The organism is Zhengella mangrovi, from assembly GCF_002727065.1.
GTDB classification, from domain to species: domain Bacteria; phylum Pseudomonadota; class Alphaproteobacteria; order Rhizobiales; family Rhizobiaceae; genus Zhengella; species Zhengella mangrovi.
Genome location: NZ_PDVP01000003.1, coordinates 425,521 through 439,991, shown reverse-complemented (window position 1 = coordinate 439,991; position 14,471 = coordinate 425,521). Strand labels below are relative to the sequence as shown.

Annotated in this window: 13 protein-coding genes; 12 read left to right on the top strand and 1 reads right to left on the bottom strand. The window is 63.1% G+C overall.

Going from position 1 to position 14,471, the window contains the following annotated elements; all coding sequences use genetic code 11:
• Nucleotides 1-11: 11 nt before the first annotated feature.
• From CSC94_RS08810 to bktB, 8 genes are all read left to right on the top strand, one after another.
• On the top strand, nucleotides 12-1,235 hold the full coding sequence (locus CSC94_RS08810; RefSeq protein ID WP_099305939.1) for an ABC transporter substrate-binding protein: 1,224 nt from the start codon (nucleotides 12-14) through the stop codon (nucleotides 1,233-1,235).
• A 68-nt stretch (nucleotides 1,236-1,303) separates the two neighbouring features.
• Nucleotides 1,304-2,194 (top strand): branched-chain amino acid ABC transporter permease, encoded by an 891-nt coding sequence (locus tag CSC94_RS08805; RefSeq protein ID WP_099305938.1) that lies wholly within the window; start codon nucleotides 1,304-1,306, stop codon nucleotides 2,192-2,194.
• Nucleotides 2,181-3,233: a branched-chain amino acid ABC transporter permease gene (locus CSC94_RS08800; RefSeq protein ID WP_133122850.1), complete on the top strand. Its 1,053-nt coding sequence runs from the start codon at nucleotides 2,181-2,183 to the stop codon at nucleotides 3,231-3,233. The genes CSC94_RS08805 and CSC94_RS08800 overlap by 14 nt, the downstream gene beginning before the upstream one ends.
• Nucleotides 3,230-3,955 (top strand): ABC transporter ATP-binding protein, encoded by a 726-nt coding sequence (locus CSC94_RS08795; protein ID WP_099305936.1) that lies wholly within the window; start codon nucleotides 3,230-3,232, stop codon nucleotides 3,953-3,955. Before CSC94_RS08800 ends, CSC94_RS08795 begins: the two co-directional genes overlap by 4 nt.
• Nucleotides 3,952-4,668, top strand: coding sequence for an ABC transporter ATP-binding protein (locus CSC94_RS08790; protein ID WP_099305935.1), 717 nt, complete (start codon nucleotides 3,952-3,954; stop codon nucleotides 4,666-4,668). Before CSC94_RS08795 ends, CSC94_RS08790 begins: the two co-directional genes overlap by 4 nt.
• A 2-nt stretch (nucleotides 4,669-4,670) precedes the next feature.
• Nucleotides 4,671-5,471 (top strand): SDR family NAD(P)-dependent oxidoreductase, encoded by an 801-nt coding sequence (locus CSC94_RS08785; RefSeq protein ID WP_099305934.1) that lies wholly within the window; start codon nucleotides 4,671-4,673, stop codon nucleotides 5,469-5,471.
• Complete coding sequence (locus CSC94_RS08780; protein ID WP_099305933.1) at nucleotides 5,471-6,331, top strand: MaoC/PaaZ C-terminal domain-containing protein; 861 nt, start codon at nucleotides 5,471-5,473, stop codon at nucleotides 6,329-6,331. The genes CSC94_RS08785 and CSC94_RS08780 overlap by 1 nt, the downstream gene beginning before the upstream one ends.
• A gap of 99 nt (nucleotides 6,332-6,430) precedes the next feature.
• On the top strand, nucleotides 6,431-7,609 hold the full coding sequence (gene bktB / locus CSC94_RS08775) for a beta-ketothiolase BktB (RefSeq protein WP_099305999.1): 1,179 nt from the start codon (nucleotides 6,431-6,433) through the stop codon (nucleotides 7,607-7,609).
• A gap of 199 nt (nucleotides 7,610-7,808) precedes the next feature.
• Here the strand turns inward: bktB and CSC94_RS08770 are convergent, their stop codons facing one another.
• On the bottom strand, nucleotides 7,809-8,822 hold the full coding sequence (locus CSC94_RS08770; RefSeq protein ID WP_099305998.1) for an AraC family transcriptional regulator: 1,014 nt from the start codon (nucleotides 8,820-8,822) through the stop codon (nucleotides 7,809-7,811).
• A gap of 482 nt (nucleotides 8,823-9,304) precedes the next feature.
• Between CSC94_RS08770 and dmdD the strand changes: the two genes are divergently transcribed.
• The 4 genes from dmdD (at nucleotide 9,305) to CSC94_RS08750 (ending at nucleotide 14,331) form a co-directional block, all read left to right on the top strand.
• The gene (gene dmdD / locus CSC94_RS08765; RefSeq protein ID WP_099305997.1) at nucleotides 9,305-10,114 is read left to right on the top strand and encodes a methylthioacryloyl-CoA hydratase; all 810 of its coding nucleotides are present in this window, start codon (nucleotides 9,305-9,307) and stop codon (nucleotides 10,112-10,114) included.
• 222 nt (nucleotides 10,115-10,336) lie between these two features.
• On the top strand, nucleotides 10,337-11,440 hold the full coding sequence (locus CSC94_RS08760; RefSeq protein WP_099305932.1) for a dimethylsulfoniopropionate demethylase: 1,104 nt from the start codon (nucleotides 10,337-10,339) through the stop codon (nucleotides 11,438-11,440).
• Nucleotides 11,441-12,018: 578 nt separating this feature from the next.
• Nucleotides 12,019-12,348, top strand: a complete 330-nt coding sequence (locus tag CSC94_RS08755) for a hypothetical protein (RefSeq protein WP_099305931.1) — start codon at nucleotides 12,019-12,021, stop codon at nucleotides 12,346-12,348.
• A gap of 768 nt (nucleotides 12,349-13,116) precedes the next feature.
• Entirely contained in the window at nucleotides 13,117-14,331 is a 1,215-nt protein-coding gene (locus CSC94_RS08750; protein ID WP_099305930.1) for an MFS transporter, read from the top strand.
• The last annotated feature ends 140 nt before the right edge of the window (nucleotides 14,332-14,471 follow it).

Sequence of the window (14,471 nt, the reverse complement as noted above, 5' to 3'; positions counted from 1 at the left end):
GAGGAAATGCGATGATGAAACTGACGAGACGTGCAGCACTTGCCGGCGCCGCCATGGCGCTTTGCCTGGCCGTCCCCGGCGGAGCTTCCGCCGAGGAAACCTTCAAGGTCGGAACGATCAACCCCTATTCCGGCCCGCTGGCGCTTTATGGCGGCGAGGTCAACCGCGGCTATGAACTGGCTGCCGATGCGGTCAACAAGGCCGGCGGCATCCTTGGTCGGCAGATCGAGATCCTGAAGGGAGACGCGACCAATCCGCAGGAAGGCATCGCAGCCGTCGAACGGCTGGCAACGCGCGACAACGCGGACGCCTTCATCGGTACCTATCTCAGCGCCGTGGCCGGCGCGGCGAGCGAGACGGCGCTGAACTACAACAAGCTGTACTGGGACACCAATGCGCTGGCGACCAACCTGACCGAGCGCGGTCTGCCGAACTACATCCGCTCCGGTCCCTATTCGGTTTCCTTTGCCGATGTTTCCATTGACCTGATCCTCAATTCCCTGGCGGCCAAGCTCGGCAAGCAGCCAGGCGAACTGACCGTGTGGCTGGAGCACGAGGAATCGGTATACGGCACATCCATCGCGGAGCACCAGAAGGAGAGGCTCGAAGCCGCCGGCGTGAAGGTGCTGGGCATCGGAGCCCACAGCTACAAGTCGATCGACCTGACCGACTCGGTCCTGCGCGCCCGCGACGCCAACCCGGACATCTGGGTGCAGACGGGCTACGTGCCGGATGGCAACCTGCTGCTTCGCACGGCGCGCGATCAGGGCTTCAAGCCCAAGGCAACGGTCTTCGTCGGAACCGGCGACACCAAGGAGACGCTGGAAGCCATGGGTGCCGACGGTCTCGAAGGCCTGCTGGTGGTGTCCTATCCGCGTCCGGACATTTCCGAAGCCTATGGACCGGGATCGAAGGCTTACCTGGAAGCCTACCGCGCCAAGTACGGGGAAGACCCGATTGCTCCGCAAAGCATGGCAGCCTTCGTCGGCTTCAAGATCATGGCGTCGGCGATCAACAAGGCCGGCAGCGCCGAGCCCGAAGCCGTTGCCGGAGTCCTTGGCAGCTTTGACGAGCCGCTTCGCACCTACGAAACCGGTTTCGGTGCGAAGTTCGACGACAACAAGCAGAACCTGCGGGCTTTCCCGACTGTCATCCAGTGGCAGGGCGGCAAGCAGATCACCGTTTTCCCGGATGATGCGGCCGGCGACAACAAGATGGTGAACATCGGCAACTGAGCCGGGTCCCGGCTGTCGCGGCGGTCCCTCACAGGACCGCCGCGTTTCCTGCAAGGAGAGGCTTTGCCATGGCGGCATTCCTGAACATCGTCATCGTCGGACTGCTGCTGGGCGGTATCTACGGCCTCGTCAGCATGGGCCTGAACCTGATTTTCGGCGTCGTCCGGATCGTCAATTTTGCCCAGGGCGAACTGGTCATGCTCGGCATGTACGGCGCCTATCTCAGCTGGTTCCTGCTGGGCCTCGATCCCTATGTTTCGGCGCTGGTCGTCGTGCCCTGCCTGTTCGTGCTCGGTGTGATCATCCAGCGGTTCGTCCTTCAGCCGCTCCAGAACGAACCATTCATGCAAATTTTCGCGACCTTCGGGCTGCTGATCCTGTTCCAGAACGCCGTCCTCGCCATCACGCGGGGAACCGGCTACTCGGTCCACAGCGAACTGTCCCGGATTGTCATCTCGGTCGGCGACATCAACGTCAACCTGTCCCGCCTGATCGTGCTCGCGACCGTCATTGTCGTTGCCATCGGAGCCAACTGGTTTTTGCACAGCACGATGTATGGAAAGGCCGTGCGCGCTGTGACACAGGACCGCCGGTCGGCGCGCCTGATGGGCATCAATGTCGAACTGGCATTCATGCTGACCTTCGGCGTCGGCGCCGCCCTGGCCGGGCTCGCCGGCGTCCTGCTGGCACCGATCTACACGCTTTCGCCCCAGATCGGCGGCAACTTCATCCTTGCCGCATTTGCTGTTGTAGTGCTTGGCGGCCTGGGCAGCGTCTGGGGCGCCTTCTTCGGCGGCTTCATCATCGGCCTCATCGAGGCCTTCGCGGGCTATTACCTCAGCCCCGAACTCAAGCACGCCATCTGGTTCCTGGTTTTCATCGCGGTACTGATCGTGCGCCCGGGCGGCCTGTTCGGAATCGCAGGTGCAGAGGAGGTCGGGCTTCGTGAACAAGACTGATATTCAGGCAATGCCCGCCGGCCTGGCCGGCGCCGGCGCCGGCGGGACCGCCCGCCCGAAGGTTACCACCTTCGCAACAGAACTCGGGCGCATCGCGGCCATCGGCCTGTTCTTTGCGGTGTGCCTCTTCCTGTTTCGTAGCGACCCGTTCATCCTCAACATGATGGCCTACACGTTCCTGTTTGCTGCCCTTTCGACGAGCTGGAACATCATCGGCGGTTTCGGTGGCCAGTTCTCGCTCGGCCATGGCGTCTTCTTCGCCATTGGCGCCTACACCACGGCAAACCTTTATTTTCACTGGCAGGTTTCGCCCTGGCTGTCGCTGATTCCGGGCATGATCCTCGCATCGATCGTCGCGGTCGCGGTGTCCTGGCCGACCTTCCGGCTCAAGGGGCCATTCTTCGCCATCGCGACGCTCGCGCTCAACGAGGTTGCCTTCGTGCTGGCGACCTACTTCGACAGCGTGACCGGCGGGCCGCGCGGGATGCTGCTGCCGTTCAAGGCCGGCCTCGTGAACATGGTCTTCACGAGCCGGTTGCCCTACGCCATCATCATGGTCGGCTTCCTCCTCATCAGCCTTGTCGTGGCTGCCTATGTCCTGCGAGGCCGCCTCGGCTATTATCTCCAGGCCGTGCACCTCGACGAGGATGCCGCGCGGGCGGCGGGGATCGACGTGCTGAAAGTCAAGCTCACCGGGATGGCGATCAGTGCCGCACTCACCGGCATCGGTGGCGCGCTCTTCGCCATGTATCTCCGGTTCGTGGATCCGCCGACGGTGCTCAACATCCAGGACATCGGCGTCAAGTTCCTGCTGATCGCGCTGATTGGCGGCGTCGGAACACTGTACGGTCCGCTGCTGGGAGCCCTGCTGATCATCCCGCTGGAGTCCTACCTGCGCGCAACGCTCGGGGGTACCATTCCCGGCATCAACCTTCTCATCCTCGGCGGACTTCTCGTCCTGTTCGCGCTCTTCATGCGGCGGGGGATCTTCGGCGCGCTCCAGGGGGCCTGGGAACGCTACAGGGGGGCGCGATCATGAGCGGTTTCGTCCTCTCGGTCGAGAACCTTACCCGCCGTTTCGGTGGCCTTGTGGCCGTCAACGACGTGTCCTTCAACCTGCGCAAGGGCGATCTGCTATCGATCATCGGCCCGAACGGAGCCGGCAAGACGACCATGTTCAACCTCGTCACAGGCCAGTATCCGCCGAGCGCCGGCCGGGTGATCTTCAACGGAGCGGACATCTCGGGATTGCGCCCGCACGCAAGAGCCAAGCTCGGCCTCGGGCGGACGTTCCAGATTTCCAAGACGCTGACGACGCTGACGACGCTGGAAAACGCCATGGTCGGCGCCTTCCTGAAGCGGAACAACCTGTCCGAAGCAGCCGACTATGCCATGCACGTGCTCGACATGGTCGGCCTCGGGGCGCGCGCCGGGATCAAGGCCGGCACACTGACCCTCAGCGAGCGCCGGAGGCTTGAGATCGCGCGTGCCCTGGCGCTGGACTGCTCGGTCCTGCTTCTCGACGAGGTCATGGCCGGGTTGAACCAGAAGGAAGTGGAAAGCGTCATCGACCTGGTGCGCAAACTCAATGGCGAAGGGCTCACCATCATGGTGATCGAGCACAATCTGAAGGTCGTCCGGGCCTTCCAGAGCCGTGTCATCGTCCTCGATTTCGGACGCTTGATCGCCGACGGTTCGCCCGACCATGTGCTTTCCGACCCGCATGTCGTGGAAGCCTATCTCGGGAGGCAGCACGCATGAGCATCTCCTTGACAGTGCGCAACCTGCACGCCGGTTATGGCCAGGCATCGGTGATCGAGGGGATCGACTTCGATGCTGCAGCCGGGGAGATCGTCGCCGTGGTCGGCGCCAACGGGGCCGGCAAGACGACGCTCCTCAATACGATCGCTGGCGTGAACCCGGCCCGCGAAGGCACCATCCGGCTCGGTGATCTGGACATCACACGCATGGCGGCGCACGAGTTGCCGGCCAGGGGGCTCGCGCTCGTGCCGGAGGGCGGCCGCCTCTTTCCCTTCATGACGGTTCGAGAGAACCTGGAAATGGGCGGCTTCAGCCAGCGCGGTTCTGCGCGCTTCTCCGAGATGCTCGACGAGGTGATGGAACTGTTCCCGATCCTGCGACAGCGCCAGAAACAATGGGCAGGCTCGTTGTCCGGCGGCGAGCGGCAGATGTGTGCCATTGCGCGGGCCGTCATGGGCCAGCCGCAATTGATCATGCTTGACGAGCCGTCGGTCGGTCTCTCGCCCAAGCTGGTGCACCAGGTGTTCGAACTGGTCCGCGAACTGGCGCGCAAGAAGGGCCTGACCATCGTCCTGGTGGAACAGAACGTCTCCGAGGCGCTCGGCGTCTCCGACCGTGCCTATGTTCTCGACCACGGCGCCATCGTGCGATCCGCACCGTCTTCCGAACTGTCCGGCGATCCGGCGATCCAGTCGGCTTACATGGGGCTGTGACAATGACGGTCGATCCGGGTACCGAAACCAAAAAGGTGGCGTTCGTCTCGGGCGGAGGAACCGGCGTTGGCGCGGCGACCGCGCGCCATCTCGCGCGCCGCGGATGCCGCGTGGCGATCAACTACCGGCGCAGCGGCGAGGCGGCGGAAGAAGTTGTCGCGGCCTGCCGTGCGGAGGGTGGCGAGGTCATGGCCTTGCAGGGCGACGTGGCCAGCGACGCCGACTGCCGGTCGATGGTCGCCAGGGTGGTCGAGACCTGGGGTGGCCTGGACATCCTTGTCTGCAGTGCCGGCACCACCCAGTTCACGACCATGACAGACCTGGACGCCCAGAATGCGGAGGATTTCCAGCGGGTCTACGCGACCAATGTCATTGGCGTGCACCAGCTTGCGCGGGCCGCGGCCCCGCACCTGGAACGGTCCGGGGCAGGCGCCATCGTCACGATCTCGTCCATTGCCGGCGTGAACGGAAACGGCAGTTCGCTGGCCTACGTCGCCTCCAAGGGTGCACTCAATTCCTTGACCCTGGCGCTGGCCCGGTTGCTGGCGCCGAAAGTCCGGGTCAACGCCGTGCTGCCGGGCCTGATCGAGAGCGGTTGGTTTCTCAATGGAATGGACGCCGACAAATACGAGGCGATCCGTGACAACTTCGCCGCGGCATCGGCGCTCGGCAGCGTCTGTTCGCCCGATGACATCGCCGACGCTGCGGTCTTCCTTGCTCTCGACGGCCGCAAGATGACCGGGCAATTCGTGACCGTCGATGCCGGCTACCTTCTCGGGCGGGCGGTCAGGGTCTCGCGTTGATGACGGCCTACGACGACCTGATGTCGTTCGAGTTCCCGGAATTCGAACAGACCTACACGCAGCGCGACACGATGCTCTACGCGCTTGGTGTGGGAGCGGGGTGCGATCCGCTCGATCCCCTCGACCTTCGGCTTGCTTTCGAGAAGGACCTGGTTGCCATCCCGGCCATGGCGGTGACGCTGGCCTATCCCGGTTTCTGGTATCGCGACCTCGATCCGGGTCTCGATTTCCTGCGCACGGTGCATGGATCGGAGCGGTTCGTCATCCATGACACCCTGCCGCTCGCGGCAACCGTCACGGCAAGACCCCGCATCGTTGCCATCCATGACAAGGGGCCGGGCCGTGGAAGCCTTGTGGTCAGTGAGCGCGACATCGCCGACAAAGCAACGGGCAAACTGCTTGCCACGGTCACCCAGACGGCCTTTTGCCGTGGAGACGGCGGGCTGGGAGGGCCGATCCTGCCGGCGCCCGCACCACTGGCCGTGCCCGACCGGGGACCCGACAGCACAACACGGTTGCCGATTTCACCGCAAGCTGCCCTGATCTACCGCCTGTCCGGCGACTACAATCCGTTGCACGTCGATCCCGATTTTGCCCGCGCGGCCGGCTTCGACCGGCCGATCCTGCACGGACTGTCGACCTATGGGCACATCTGCCGCGCGCTCATGCGGTTGGCCGACCCGGATGAGAACAGGATCGTCACGATGGATTGCCGGTTCACCGGCCCCGTCTTTCCCGGCGAGACGCTTTCGCTTTCGATCTGGCAGGAAGGCCCGACAGTGCATTTCCGGGCGGATGTCGGCGATCGCAGGGTCATTGACAATGGCCTATGCCTGTTCGAACGGGAAATGTCCGGATGAAGCCCGGTGCCGGTCGAACGGATCCCGGGCGACAAGGTGTATACGCGTGAAGGAAACGGGGACCATCTTCCCGGGCAGGACAAGAAGCGAGAGACGATGATGCAGGATGTCCATATTCTGGCTGGCGCGCGAACGGCGATCGGCACGTTCGGCGGAAACCTTTCAGGGGAAGAGCCGTCCCGGCTTGGCGCGGTGGTGGCAGGGGAGGCGATGCGCCGTGCATCGATCGCGCCTGATGAGGTCGGTCACGTCGTCTTTGGCAATGTCATTCCGACCGGTCCGCATGACGCGTATCTCGGGCGGGTCGCGGCCATCGAGGCGGGAATTCCGAAGGAAGCGCCGGCGATGACGCTGAACCGTCTTTGCGGCAGCGGTGCTCAGGCCATCGTCTCGGCTGCGCAGACCATCATGCTCGGCGACACCGATGTCGCCCTGGCTGGCGGTGCCGAGGTGATGAGCCGCGCGCCGCATTACCTGCAGGCGGGGCGGTTCGGTCAGAAAATGGGCGATGTGCGCATGATCGACGGCCTGACCGGAATTCTCACCGATCCGTTCGGCAACGGCATCATGGGCGTCACTGCCGAGAACGTCGCTACGAAATACGGCATCTCCCGTGGCGACCAGGACGCGTTTGCCCTGGAAAGCCAGACGCGCGCCGCCCGTGCGGTGGCCGCCGGTCATTTCGTTTCGCAGATCGTTCCGGTCGAGGTTCGCTCCGGCCGGACCATGGTGGAATTCAGGACCGACGAACATCCGAAAGCGGACACGACCCTCGACATGCTCGCAGGCCTCAAGCCGGTCTTCAGGAAAGAAGGCGTTGTCACGGCCGGCAATTCCTCCGGTATCAACGACGGTGCCGCAGCGGTCGTCCTTGCATCCGGCGACTACGTCCGGCGTACGGGAAAGACGGCACTCGGCAGGATCGTCGGCTATGCCCATTCCGGCGTCGAACCGGGCATCATGGGGATCGGGCCTGTCCCCGCCGTGCGAACGCTGCTCGCGCGGACGGGACTGTCATTGGCGGATTTCGATGTCATCGAGTCCAACGAGGCATTTGCGTCCCAGGCCCTGGCGGTCAACCGGGAACTCGGCCTGGATCCGGAAAAGGTGAACCCGGACGGCGGCGCCATCGCACTGGGCCATCCCGTCGGTGCCACGGGCGCCATTCTGGCGGTCAAGGCGCTCTATTTCCTGGCGCGAACCGGCGGACGCCTTGGCCTCGTGACCATGTGCATTGGTGGCGGACAGGGAATCGCACTCGCCTTGGAGAGGCACTGAACCGCCGCGACCTGTTGCGTGACAAGGCGAAGTCCTCGGCCGCAAACCGCCTGCCGTGAATTATTGGCAGGCAATATATCAAAACCAACCCGGCCAGCAGGCGCAGAGAGTAGCTCAAATTACGCCGAAATCTGTCCAACCATCGGGGAGCAACTCACAGATCACCCGCCGAAAGGCTCCGTTGTTTCGAAACCCAACCTCATAACCGGTAGGATCCGGGCGTCCGGTTGGTCCATTTGCGAAAGGCGCGGTGGAAGTTCGCCGGGGCAGAAAAGCCGGTGTCGAAAGCGATTTGCTCGATGCTCTCCGTGCCTTGCTGAAGCGCGCGGATGGCGATGTCACGGCGCAATGCGTCCTTTATGTCCTGAAAGGATGTGCCTTCCTCTTTCAGGCGACGGTTCAGCGTCCGGGGCGTCATTTTCAGGGCGCTGGCAGCATCCGGAAGCTGGCTGGTCCGCCATGCCGCCCCGTAAAGAAAGGCGCGGACGCGCAGGCTGTTTGTATGTGCGCGCGAACCGGTGAAGATCCAGTCGAGCGGCGCGCGTTCAAGGAACACGGATGCCTCAGCGGGGCTGCGGGTGATCGGACGGTTGAACTGGCGCGGATCGAAATGGATGCTGGTTCGCGGTGCGTCGAACTCGACAGGGCAGGGAAAGACAACCGCGTAGTCTGCGGCAAAATCCGGACGAGCGAAGGCAAAGCGAACCGCTTTCACGCTCGTTTCCGACCCGCCAAGCCAGGACAGGAGCCCATGCGCCAGTTTCAGAATCAGCATGTGACCAAATCGCTGCGGGTGGTTTTCACTTGAGCAGGGGACCAACGCCAGTTCCGTCTCCGCCGGCCCGTTCCGCAGATCCAGACGGAAATCATCCAACAGCAGGTTCCAGAACGTCGAGAACCGATACAGCGCAGAGATCAGGCTGCTGGCCTCGCGCTGCACGGTCACGAGATGTTGCAGGGCGCGGGGCCGGATCGGGCGGCTCCACAGTCCCATCATCTCATCGCCGGTCTCTGGCGCGGCAAGCTGATAAAGCCGGGCGATCTCTTCCAGCGTGACGCGTTGATTGGACGCCATGGGGCCGGTTTGCAGACCTGAGCGCTCCAGCAGGGACGTCATCGTTTCCGGCGTGCATCGAGACTTCAGCGCATCAAGCCAGTCCTGGATGAAACCCGCCGATACGGTCGTCAGATAAGTGGGGTCGTGACTGGTCATGGAAGACATTGTCTGGCGTGATCAGATAGGAAATTGGCAAGAAATGAGCTTATTGGCAAGTTTCGCAGCGGCTAAATGACGTGAAACCATAGTTCTTGCCGGGACACCAGGTATGCCCTCTCAAGCGTCCGTACAGGGTTTCATGTTCTTTGCGGAACACCTGTCCCACGGGGGAAAACCTGTCCGCGCCGGAGAGCGATCTCCCGTCCTGCAGCAGGCAGATCGCGCCATGGTCCCCGGCCGGGGACGCGCCGGCCTGGATGCAGGAGAACGGCCGCAGGGAAACCGGCGCGGCATTCCTGAGCCCTGTCGATTTCCTGATAGCGGGGGACCTTGGCGGCGGGGGAGGGCATCGCCAAAGCACAGTTTTTTCGTGGCACCTCCTGCCCGGATGCGCCACCGGGAAAACACGCATCCTGCACGGCTCCGGAAGCATGCCGGACGCGGCGTTCCCCGAACAACCCTTCAAAAGGACCCGACCCATGAATGACGTCGTGAACCCCGACACCTATGAAAGACTTTCGATTTCAGCGCGCGAGAACGGCCTGTATGTCGTCACGCTGAACCGCCCCTCCAAACGCAACGCTCTGGACGTGGCGACGATCGAGGAACTGATACGCTTTTTCAGCGGCGCACGGATGGCGGGCGTCAAGGCCGTGCTGCTGGCAGGGGAAGGCGATCACTTCTGCGCGGGTCTTGATCTGGTTGAGCACTGGAAAGCCGACCGGAGCCCCGAAGACTTCATGCATGTCTGCCTGCGCTGGCACGAGGCATTCAACAAGATGGAATATGGCGGCGTGCCGATCATTGCCGCGCTGAAAGGCGCGGTTGTCGGCGGAGGCCTGGAACTGGCCAGCGCGGCCCATGTGCGCGTGATCGACCCCGGCACCTATTTCGCCTTGCCGGAAGGCCAACGCGGGATATTCACAGGTGGTGGTGCGACGATCCGGGTATCGGACATGATCGGCAAGTACCGCATGATCGACATGATCCTCACCGGGCGCGTCTACCAGGGCCAGGAGGCTGTCGATCTGGGGCTGGCGCAATATATCACCGGCGACGGCGGCAGCTTCGCCAAGGCACTGGAACTGGCGGAAAAGGTCGCGCAGAACCTGCCGCTGACGAACTTCGCGATCTGTTCCGCGGTGAGCCACATGAACAACATGTCGGGTATGGATGCCGCCTATGCCGAAGCCTTCGTGGGCGGCATCGTCAACACCCAGCCGGCCGCCCGCGCGCGCCTCGAAGCCTTCGCCAACAAGACCGCTGCCCGCGTGCGGCCCAACAGCTAGGTCAGGCGGAACCGGGATGCGTCATCACTTCGCGGCCCATCAAGAGACCCGGGCCAAGCGATCGTGGCCTCTGCAGGCGAACGCATCGCCTTCTGCCAAGCCCGCCTGGGCAGCTTCAAAGCCCCCAAGACTTCCATCCTCGAAACCCTTCCCAAAACATCCACCGGCAAGATCCGGAAGTTGCGGCTTCGCGATCGCGCCAAAGAACTGGAGTAAACTGCTGTGGCACTGCTCTCACCCTCGCGCAGGCTTCGCCGAACCGCCTTTTCTGACGGTGTGGAAGCCGCTGGCGTCAAGGCCTACACGGTCTACAATCATATGCTCCTGCCAACGGTGTTCCGGTCGGTGGAGGAAGATTATCACCATCTGAAAAAGGCGGTGCAGGTCTGGGACGTCGCCTGCGAACGTCAGGTCGAGCTGCGTGGCCCCGATGCCGGACGCCTTGCGCAACTGCTGACACCCCGCGACTTGCGGGGGATGTTGCCCGGCCAGTGCTACTACGTGCCCATCGTCGATGAGACCGGCGGCATGCTGAATGACCCCGTTGCGGTCAAGCTGGCGGAGGACCGCTGGTGGATATCCATCGCGGACAGCGACCTGCTCTACTGGATCAAGGGGCTGGCCTATGGCTACCGGCTCGACGTGCTGGTGGACGAACCCGACGTGTCGCCCCTCGCCGTGCAGGGGCCGCGTGCCGATGATCTGATGGCCGCGGTCTTCGGCGACGCCGTGCGCAAGATCCGCTTTTTCAAGTTCACGCATCTCGATTTCCAGGGGCACCAGATGGTGGTTGCGCGCTCCGGCTACTCCAAGCAGGGCGGATTCGAGATCTATGTCGAAGGCGAAGAGCTCGGCATGCCGCTCTGGAACGCTCTGATGGAGGCTGGCAGGCAGATAGACGTACATGCCGGCTGCCCCAACCTGATCGAGCGGATCGAGAGCGGCCTGCTTTCATACGGCAACGACATGACCGACGACAATACGCCGCATGAATGCGGGCTCGGCCGGTTCTGCAACACGCAGACGGCGATCGGTTGCATCGGGCGCGACGCCTTGCTGCGTGTCGCAAAGGAAGGTCCGGTCAAGCAGATCCGCGCCATCTCGATCGACGGCCCGGCCGTTCCCGGTTGCGACCGCTGGTGGCCGCTCAAACACGGAACAAGCATTGTCGGGCGGGTATCGTCGGCAGCCTGGTCACCGGATTTCGGCACCAATGTCGCCATCGGCATGGTGCGGATGACCCATTGGGACAACGGCACCGAACTGACAGTGGAAACGCCGGCCGGGCCGCGGCAGGCAACCGTGCACGAAAACTTCTGGGCCTAGCCGCACTTTCGCGACGGCGCGGGAGCCAGCAAACGAGGTCATGACGGAGCCACGGGGATCGCTCGCGCAGTCCATCGGGCAAAACCGACAACGGACCAATGCACACCGGATTCGCGTGGTCTCCAACGGTCCCCTCGGGGGCAGTGGCTGACCTGCGGTGAACCGCGCGCCGCGCCAGTGAGCTTTTCAGAATGGGTGCAGTTTGCCGTCGATGAGGATACCTCGATGATCTCGCGGCATGCGGAAATTCCCGATGTCTTCGCCCGAAGCATTCCCCGCCAATCTCAACTTGCCGCTTTCTGTGAACCGTGCCACTCTTCTTGTGCTTGTTCTACTTGTTCATGACCGCGTCGGTTTCCTTTTTTCCTGAACACGGTCGCGGACCAACTGTGGGGAGGAAGACCGGTCGTCCAGACAGGCGACGACACCTGAAAACTGCATTGAGCCTGGACGCCACCCGGCCGGCATTGGCACGGAGGTACTCCGATGCGAACGCCATCGGACCTGGCGGGAGGTGCGACCCATATCGACCTGTTTGCCTCTAGCTGCAACTCGAGTTGCGAGGGAAGGAAACGAAAATGCAGGGGATTTTCAAGACCGCTCTCATTGTATCGATGCTGGCGCCAGCCGGCCTGTTCTCATCGGCGACTGGCGCGCTGGCGCAGGACTGCGGCACGTACATCATTGCCGGCTGCTACAAGGACTGGAACTCCGCCGAACGCCAGAGACGCCGGATCGGGGCGCCGCTCGTGGTCGATACGAACGATTATCCGAACTTCAGGAACGGCTGGTTCTGTGCCGCCGACGGCCCGTACGATAGCGGCTGGGAAGAGGAACTGAACTATTACAAGTATCGCACCGACGGCAGAGCGGTGCGCGATGCCTATGCAAAGGAAGCCTGCGACTAGAGCACTTCCGCATTGCGTTGAAACGCCAATGCTCCATGCCGTTGTCTTTGCAAAATTCCGGCGAAACCGGTTTCCGCTTTCGCCGGGATGGCTCTGCCGGATTCGAACAGGACGACACGGGGCCGCGATCAGCGGCATAATTCCCCCTGTCTCGCGGCAGGCGGGAATGGCGTGCTGACGCACCGGTATCGCGCGCAAGCGCCGGCCGGCATGACGGCCGTTGGCGGTTGCGCCTGGCTCCATCGCTTCGCACGGCCTGGAACGCGATACGGCTGACATTTCCGCCGCATGTCGCTGCATGGCGGGACGGCAATTCGATCCGGCCGGCGCCCGCTTCAAAAATGGTAGCGGATTCACTTCATTTGCAGAACTGGATTGCCGCGCATGCGCGATGCGAGCCTTGGCGTGTCAGATGGCCAACAGCGAGGGCACATCGGGCCGCTGCCGGGGGCAAAGGGAAGGGGAGCGGGAAAGCGATCACTGCAAGGCCGGGATCCGGTCTCCGGGCCGGGCAACCGGGGTGCCAGCAGCGGCAGGTGAAGTACCATGTCAGTATAGCAGGAAATCTGGTATGCTTTTTACTGGGTCGTTTCCGCTGTCCGATGAAGCCCTGCAATGCTTCATGGTGTTGTCTTGGCGCAGTTGCGGACGCGAAGCCGGTGTTCACTTTCGCTGCAATTGCCCCTGGGAAATTGCTTCCGGTCAAGTCTTCATGGCGCAGGGTGCTTCGAAAGAAGAAACAGAAACACAAATCACGGGATGGGAACCATGGACAAGCAGGTTGAACTGCCAGCGTATCGCTGGACGATCATATCGATCTCTGCGCTGATCCTTGCGGTTTCGATGGGATCCATCGTGAACGGCATGTCGGCCTATGTCGTGCCGATGCAGAATGCATACGGCTGGGATCGCGGGGAAATCGCACTGATCAATGTCGCGGGCATCATCGGGCTGGCGGCCGGAGGATTGTTCATGGGCCGGCAGGCCGACCGCCGCGGTACGCGTCCGGTGGTCATGTTCGGCATTCTCGTGATGGGTTGCGTGTACATCGCCGCGTCTTTCGCCACGGCGCTCTGGCAGTTCTATGCCCTGATGTTCCTGGCCGGCTTCTTTGGTGCTGCCGCGATATTTCCGCCGATCATGGCGGCTGTCGGAAACTGGTTCCCCGTCGGCGCGGGGCTGGCGATCGGGATCGCTTCCGGAGGCCAGGCCCTGGGGCAGGGCGGTGTGCCTTTCGCCTCCTCGTTTCTCATCGAGGGCCTGGGCCTGAGCGGCGCCTTCGCCGTGACGGGTATCGTGATGCTGGTGTTCCTGTTGCCGCTGGCCGCACTGTTCAGGCAGCCTCCATCGGCAGGCAAGGGAAGTGCGGCAGCGCAACGCGCCGCCGATGAGGGGTATCCGCCCGCCAGGCTGGTCATACCAGCCATGTGCGCCGCCATCCTGCTTTGCTGCACCTGCATGTCGGTGCCGCTCATGCACCTGGTGCCCTTGATCCAGGATCGCGGGTTCGGCCTCGATGAAGCCAGCAGCGTCATCTTCGTCATGCTGATGGTGGCGATTGCCGGGCGCGTTTCCTTCGGCAAGCTTGCCGATATCATCGGGGCGCTGCCGGCATACATGACCGCGACAGCCTGGATGGGTCTGATGGTCTATGGCTTCACCGTTCTGGACAACCTGTCGGACTTCTATCTCTATGCCATCGTCTACGGTTTCGGCTATGCCGGCGTCATGACGGGCGTCCTGGTGTCCGTGGCTGCCCTGACGCCGCCGTCGCGACGCGCCTCGGCGATGGGGATCGTCACGCTCTTCGGATGGCTCGGTCACGCGAATGGCGGCTACCTGGGGGGCTTCCTTTACGATCAGACAGGCGGCTATTCCCTCGCCTACGCCATTGCCGCGACCGCTGCTGCAATCAACCTCGCCATTGTCGGCACGCTTCACATGAAGACGCGCGGCCCCGATCTGAAGGCCGTCGGCGCCTGATGCACACAGACGGTCAATTCCAGGAGCGACCGGCCGCACCAGGGGGTGCCGTGTTCGAGGGCGACCGACGCGGGATCGACTGCCTGCATCAACCGGAACCGGTTTCCGTCGATCGATGACGCCCGGCGAGAGTGCAAGAC